The organism is Pseudomonas sp. XP1 (genome assembly GCF_053557675.1).
Genome location: NZ_JBNRIJ010000023.1, coordinates 36,915 through 43,520 on the forward strand (window position 1 = coordinate 36,915; position 6,606 = coordinate 43,520).

The 6,606-nt window shown below is 63.5% G+C and carries 3 protein-coding genes; all 3 read left to right on the forward strand.

The window, feature by feature from the left end; all coding sequences use genetic code 11:
• Positions 1 to 150 precede the first annotated feature (150 nt).
• Positions 151 to 1,485 (forward strand): carbohydrate porin, encoded by a 1,335-nt coding sequence (locus ACK1U9_RS18470; protein WP_449110084.1) that lies wholly within the window; start codon positions 151 to 153, stop codon positions 1,483 to 1,485.
• A gap of 29 nt (positions 1,486 to 1,514) precedes the next feature.
• Positions 1,515 to 3,926 carry a glucose/quinate/shikimate family membrane-bound PQQ-dependent dehydrogenase gene (locus tag ACK1U9_RS18475; RefSeq protein WP_085601574.1) on the forward strand — a complete coding sequence of 804 codons (2,412 nt, stop codon included), beginning with the start codon at positions 1,515 to 1,517 and terminating at the stop codon, positions 3,924 to 3,926.
• Positions 3,927 to 4,163: 237 nt separating this feature from the next.
• The gene (lon, locus tag ACK1U9_RS18480) at positions 4,164 to 6,584 is read left to right on the forward strand and encodes an endopeptidase La (protein WP_046614778.1); all 2,421 of its coding nucleotides are present in this window, start codon (positions 4,164 to 4,166) and stop codon (positions 6,582 to 6,584) included.
• Positions 6,585 to 6,606: the final 22 nt, after the last annotated feature.

Consider the following 6,606-nt stretch of genomic DNA (forward strand, 5'->3'; position numbering starts at 1 on the left):
ATTTGTCTTTTTTTCTTACAACTTCCCCTATATCCTCCCCGCCGCAAGCTGAATCGCTTCATCGAAACCATCTTGTTGCCATATCCATTGAAGGGCCCGCCCTTCGATGCGCTTGCCGTTTATTCAATAATCAAAAGATAGCGCTATCTCATGTTCCAACTGCCCAAAACCTGTTACATCGGCCTTGCACTCAGCGCCCTGGCGGCCCCCACTGACGCCAGCGAAATGTTCGTCAAAGGATCCCCGTGGATGCTCGGCGACTGGGGTGGCACCCGCAGCGAACTGCTGGAAAAAGGCTACGACTTCACCCTCGGCTACACCGGCGAGATGGGCAGCAACCTGCATGGTGGCTTCGACCACGACCGCACAGCGCGCTACAGCGACCAGTTCACCTTCGGCAGCCACCTGGACCTGGAGAAGATCCTTGGCTGGCACGACACCGAATTCCAGCTGACCATCACCGAGCGTCACGGCGACAACATCAGCAACGACCGCATCAACGACCCGCGTGTCGGCGGCTTCACCTCGGCCCAGGAGGTATGGGGCCGTGGCGAAACCTGGCGGCTGACGCAGATGTGGATCAAGCAGAAGTACTTCGATGGCGCACTGGATGTGAAATTCGGCCGTTTCGGCGAAGGCGAGGACTTCAACAGCTTCCCCTGCGACTTCCAGAACCTGGCCTTCTGCGGTTCGCAGGTAGGCAACTGGGTAGGCGGCATCTGGTACAACTGGCCGGTCAGCCAGTGGGCCCTGCGCGTGCGCTACAACCTCAGCAATGCGCTGTACGCCCAGGTCGGCGTGTTCGAGCAGAACCCCTCCAACCTGGAGTCAGGCAACGGCTTCAAGCTCAGCGGCAGCGGCACCCAAGGTGCGGTAATGCCGATAGAACTGGTATGGAGCCCACAGGTCAATGGTCTGAAAGGGGAATATCGCGCCGGCTACTACTACAGTAATGCCAAGGCACAGGATGTTCTCAAAGACAGCAATGGCCAGCCCGCAGCGCTCAGCGGCGCCGCCTACCGCAGCAGTTCGAGCAAGCACGGCTTGTGGCTCGGCGCCCAGCAGCAGGTGACTTCGCTGGCGTCCGACCAGTCGCGTGGCCTGAGCCTGTTCGCCAACGCCACGATGCACGACAAGAAGACCAATGCCATCGACAACTATGTGCAGGCAGGACTGGTATACAAAGGGCCCTTCGACGCCCGCGCCAAGGACGACATCGGCTTCGCCCTGGCCCGTGTGCACGTCAACCCTGCCTATCGCAAGAACACGCGCCTGGCCAACCAGGCCATTGGCACCGACGACTATGACAATCCAGGCTTCCTGCCGGTGCAGGACACCGAATACAGCGCCGAGCTGTACTACGGCATTTACCTGGCCGACTGGCTCACGGTCCGCCCCAACCTGCAGTACATCCGCCACCCGGGCGGGGTGTCGCAGGTCGATGGCGCCCTGATCGGCGGCTTGAAGATCCAGAGCAGTTTCTAACCCCTTTTTGACCTGACGGAGAACCTACGATGAGCACTGAAGGTGCCAACAATGGAAGCCGCTGGCTACCGCGCCTGATCGGCGCGCTGCTGTTGCTGATGGGCCTGGCCCTGCTGGCCGGCGGCATCAAGCTGAGCCAGCTGGGCGGATCGCTGTACTACCTGATCGCCGGTATCGGCTTTGCCCTGTCGGGCATCCTGCTGCTGGCTCAGCGCCGCCTCGCCCTGGGCCTGTACGGCCTGGTACTGCTGGGCAGCACCGTGTGGGCCCTGCTCGAAGTGGGCCTGGATTGGTGGCAACTGGTGCCACGCCTGGCCATCTGGTTTGCCATCGGCGTGGTCCTGCTGCTGCCCTGGGCGCGTCGTCCACTGATCGGCCCGGCCAGCAAGGCCAACACTGCGCTGCTCGGCGTTGCAGTGGTCGCTTCGGGCGCCTGCGCCCTGGGCAGCCAGTTCACCCACCCCGGTGAAGTGTTCGGCGAACTGGGCCGCGACAGCAGCGAAATGGCCAGCGCTGCCCCGGCCATGCCCGACGGTGAATGGCAAGCCTACGGCCGCACCGAGCACGGCGACCGCTATTCGCCATTGCGCCAGATCACCCCGCAGAACGCCTACCGCCTGGAAGAGGCATGGCGCATCCGTACCGGTGACCTGCCGACCGAAAACGACCCGGTGGAGCTGACCAACCAGAACACCCCGCTTAAGGTCAACGGCATGCTCTATGCCTGCACCGCGCACAGCCGCTTGCTGGCCCTGGACCCGGACACCGGCGCGGAAATCTGGCGCTACGACCCGCAGGTCAAGAGCCCGGTCGGCACCTTCAAAGGCTTTGCCCACATGACTTGCCGCGGCGTTTCGTACTACGACGAAAACCGCTACGTCAGCCGCGACGGCAGCCCGGCTCCGAAAATCACCGACGCCGGCCAAGCCGTGGCCCAGGCCTGCCCTCGCCGTCTCTACCTGCCGACTGCGGACGCCCGCCTGATCGCCATCAATGCCGACAACGGCAAGGTCTGCGAAGGCTTCGCCAACCAGGGCGTGATCGACCTTACTACCGGCATCGGCCCGTTCACCGCTGGTGGCTACTACTCCACCTCGCCAGCCGCGATCACCCGTGACCTGGTGATCATCGGTGGCCATGTCACCGATAACGAGTCGACCAACGAGCCATCCGGCGTGATCCGTGCGTACGATGTGCACGATGGCCACCTGGTGTGGAACTGGGACAGCAACAACCCGGACGACACCAAGCCACTGGCTCCCGGCAAGATGTACAGCCGCAACTCGGCCAACATGTGGTCGATCGCCAGCGTCGATGAAGACCTCGGCATGATCTACCTGCCACTGGGCAACCAGACCCCGGACCAGTGGGGCGCAAACCGCACACCGGGTGCCGAAAAGTACAGCGCCGGCGTGGTCGCCCTCGACCTTGCCACCGGCAAGGCTCGCTGGAACTACCAGTTCACCCACCACGACCTGTGGGACATGGATGTCGGCAGCCAGCCGACCCTGGTCCACCTGAAGACCGACGATGGCGTGAAGCCGGCTATCATCGTGCCAACCAAGCAAGGCAGCCTGTACGTGCTCGACCGCCGCGACGGCACGCCGATCGTGCCGATCCGTGAGATCCCCACCCCTCAAGGTGCGGTGAAGGGCGACCACACCTCGCCGACCCAGGCCCGCTCCGACCTGAACCTGCTCGGCCCCGAGCTGACCGAACAGGCCATGTGGGGCGCAACGCCGTTCGACCAGATGCTGTGCCGCATCCAGTTCCGCGAACTGCGTTACGAAGGCCAATACACTCCGCCGTCCGAGCAAGGGTCGCTGGTCTACCCCGGCAACGTAGGTGTGTTCAACTGGGGTAGCGTGTCGGTCGACCCGGTGCGCCAATTGCTGTTCACCTCGCCAAACTACATGGCCTTCGTGTCGAAGATGATCCCGCGTGAGCAGGTGGCCGAGGGCAGCAAGCGCGAAAGCGAGACCAGCGGCGTGCAGCCGAATACCGGCGCGCCGTACGCGGTGACCATGCACCCGTTCATGTCGCCACTGGGCGTCCCGTGCCAGGCCCCGGCCTGGGGCTATGTCGCCGCCATCGACCTGTTCACCAACAAGGTGGTGTGGAAGCACAAGAACGGCACCACCCGCGACAGCACCCCGGTGCCGATCGGCCTGCCGGTTGGCGTGCCGAGCATGGGCGGTTCGATCGTCACCGCTGGTGGCGTCGGCTTCCTCAGCGGCACCCTGGACCAGTACCTGCGTGCCTATGACGTGAACAACGGCAAGGAACTCTGGAAAGCCCGCCTGCCCGCGGGTGGCCAGGCCACGCCGATGACCTACACCGGCAAGGATGGCAAGCAGTACGTGCTGGTGACTGCCGGCGGGCATGGCTCGCTGGGCACCAGGATGGGCGACTACATCATCGCCTACAAACTGGCTGAGTAAAGCTGCCGAGCCCCGCCAGCGGGGCTCACCCGCTGTACTTGCCTCATCGCCGGCAAGCCAGCTCCCCCAGGTACTCCACTAGCCTTGAAAGCAGTGGGTCACCAGTGAGAGCTGGCTTGCCGGCGATAGGGCCGGAACAGGCCACCAAAGATCCCCTTCCCTCCTGCCATCATCTACCATTGAAACCCATCCCCCCGCGCCCCATCTAAGCACCATAGTCATTCACGCAGGTGCCCCATGAGCGACCAGCAGGATTTCCCGGAACATCCCGACGAACACAGCGAAGTCGAACACACCACTCCCCAGGCCGAAACCGGCCACGCCCTCGCCCTGCCCGGCCAGCAACTGCCGGACAAGGTCTACGTGATCCCGATCCACAACCGTCCATTCTTCCCGGCCCAGGTGCTGCCGGTCATCGTCAATGAAGAACCTTGGGCAGAAACCCTCGACCTGGTGGCCAAGTCGCCAGACCACAGCCTGGCCCTGTTCTTCATGGATACCCCGCCAGAGGACCACCGCCACTTCGATACCTCTGCGCTGCCGCAGTACGGCACGCTGGTGAAGGTGCACCACGCCAGCCGCGAAAACGGCAAACTGCAGTTCGTCGCCCAAGGTCTGACCCGGGTACGCATCCGTACCTGGCTCAAGCACCACCGCCCGCCGTACCTCGTCGAGGTCGAGTACCCGCGCCAGCCCGCCGAGCCGACCGACGAGGTCAAGGCATACGGCATGGCACTGATCAACGCGATCAAGGAACTGCTGCCACTCAACCCGCTGTACAGCGAAGAGCTGAAGAACTATCTCAACCGCTTCAGCCCCAACGACCCGTCGCCACTCACCGACTTCGCCGCCGCACTCACCTCGGCCACCGGCAACCAGTTGCAGGAAGTGCTCGACTGCGTCCCCATGCTAAAGCGCATGGAAAAGGTCCTGCCGATGCTGCGCAAGGAAGTCGAGGTCGCGCGCCTGCAGAACGAGATCTCGGCCGAGGTCAACCGGCAGATCGGCGAGCACCAGCGCGAGTTCTTCCTCAAGGAACAGCTCAAGGTCATCCAGCAGGAGCTGGGCCTGACCAAGGACGACCGCAGCGCCGACCTCGAGCAGTTCGAGCAGCGCCTCGAAGGCAAGACCCTGCCGGACCAGGCGCGCAAGCGCATCGACGAAGAAATGGGCAAGCTGGCCATTCTCGAAACCGGCTCGCCCGAATACGCCGTCACCCGCAACTACCTGGACTGGGCCACCGCCCTGCCCTGGGGCGTTTACGGCAAGGACAAGCTCGACCTCAAGCACGCGCGCAAGGTCCTCGACCAGCACCACGCCGGCCTCGACGACATCAAGGAACGCATACTCGAATTCCTCGCCGTGGGCGCCTGGAAAGGCGAGATCAGCGGCTCGATCGTGCTGTTGGTGGGCCCGCCCGGGGTAGGCAAGACCAGCATCGGCAAATCCATCGCCGAATCGCTCGGCCGGCCGTTCTACCGCTTCAGTGTCGGCGGCATGCGTGACGAGGCCGAAATCAAGGGCCACCGCCGCACGTACATCGGCGCCCAACCCGGCAAGCTGGTGCAGGCACTGAAGGACGTCGAAGTGATGAACCCGGTGATCATGCTCGACGAGATCGACAAGATGGGCCAGAGCTACCAGGGCGACCCTGCTTCAGCACTGCTGGAAACCCTCGACCCGGAGCAGAACGTCGACTTCCTCGACCACTACCTCGACCTGCGCCTGGACTTGTCCAAGGTATTGTTCGTGTGCACCGCCAACACCCTGGACTCTATCCCCGGGCCATTGCTCGACCGCATGGAAGTGATTCGTCTGTCCGGCTACATCACCGAAGAGAAATTGGCCATCGCCAAGCGCCACCTGTGGCCCAAGCAGCTGGAAAAGGCCGGCGTGGCCAAGACCAGCCTCGGCATCAGCGACAGTGCCCTGCGCGCGGTAATCGAAGGCTACGCGCGCGAAGCCGGAGTGCGCCAGCTGGAGAAACAACTGGGCAAGCTGGTGCGCAAGGCCGTGGTCAAGCTGCTGGAGACCCCCGAAGCCAAACTGAAGATAGGCGCCAAGGACCTTGAAACCGCGCTAGGCATGCCCGTGTTCCGCAGCGAGCAGGTGCTGGCCGGCAAAGGCGTGATCACAGGCCTGGCCTGGACCAGCATGGGCGGCGCCACGCTGCCGATCGAAGCCACCCGCATCCACACCCTCAACCGCGGCTTCAAGCTGACCGGCAAGCTGGGTGATGTGATGAAAGAGTCGGCCGAAATCGCTTATAGCTACGTCAGTTCCAACCTCAAGCAGTTTGGTGGTGACCCAGGTTTCTTCAACGAAGCGTTCATTCATTTGCACGTGCCCGAAGGCGCCACGCCCAAGGACGGCCCGAGTGCCGGTATCACCATGGCCAGCGCCCTGCTGTCGCTGGCCCGAGACCAGGCGCCGAAGAAGGGCGTGGCCATGACCGGCGAGCTGACCCTGACCGGGCAGGTACTGCCGATTGGCGGTGTGCGTGAGAAGGTGATTGCGGCGCGGCGGCAGAAGATCTTCGAGTTGATCCTGCCGGAGCCCAACCGTGGGGACTATGAAGAACTGCCGGACTACCTGCGCGAAGGCCTGACAGTGCATTTCGCCAAGCGCTTCGCCGACGTGGCCAAAGTCCTGTTCTGAGCTGCTCCGGCCCCTTCGCGGG

What these genes read in the sequence shown, in the direction of transcription:
- ACK1U9_RS18470 (WP_449110084.1), top strand. Translation starts at nt 151, where the DNA reads ATGTTCCAACTGCCCAAAACCTGTTACATCGGCCTTGCACTCAGCGCC.
- ACK1U9_RS18475 (WP_085601574.1), top strand. Translation starts at nt 1,515, where the DNA reads ATGAGCACTGAAGGTGCCAACAATGGAAGCCGCTGGCTACCGCGCCTG.
- lon (WP_046614778.1), top strand. Translation starts at nt 4,164, where the DNA reads ATGAGCGACCAGCAGGATTTCCCGGAACATCCCGACGAACACAGCGAA.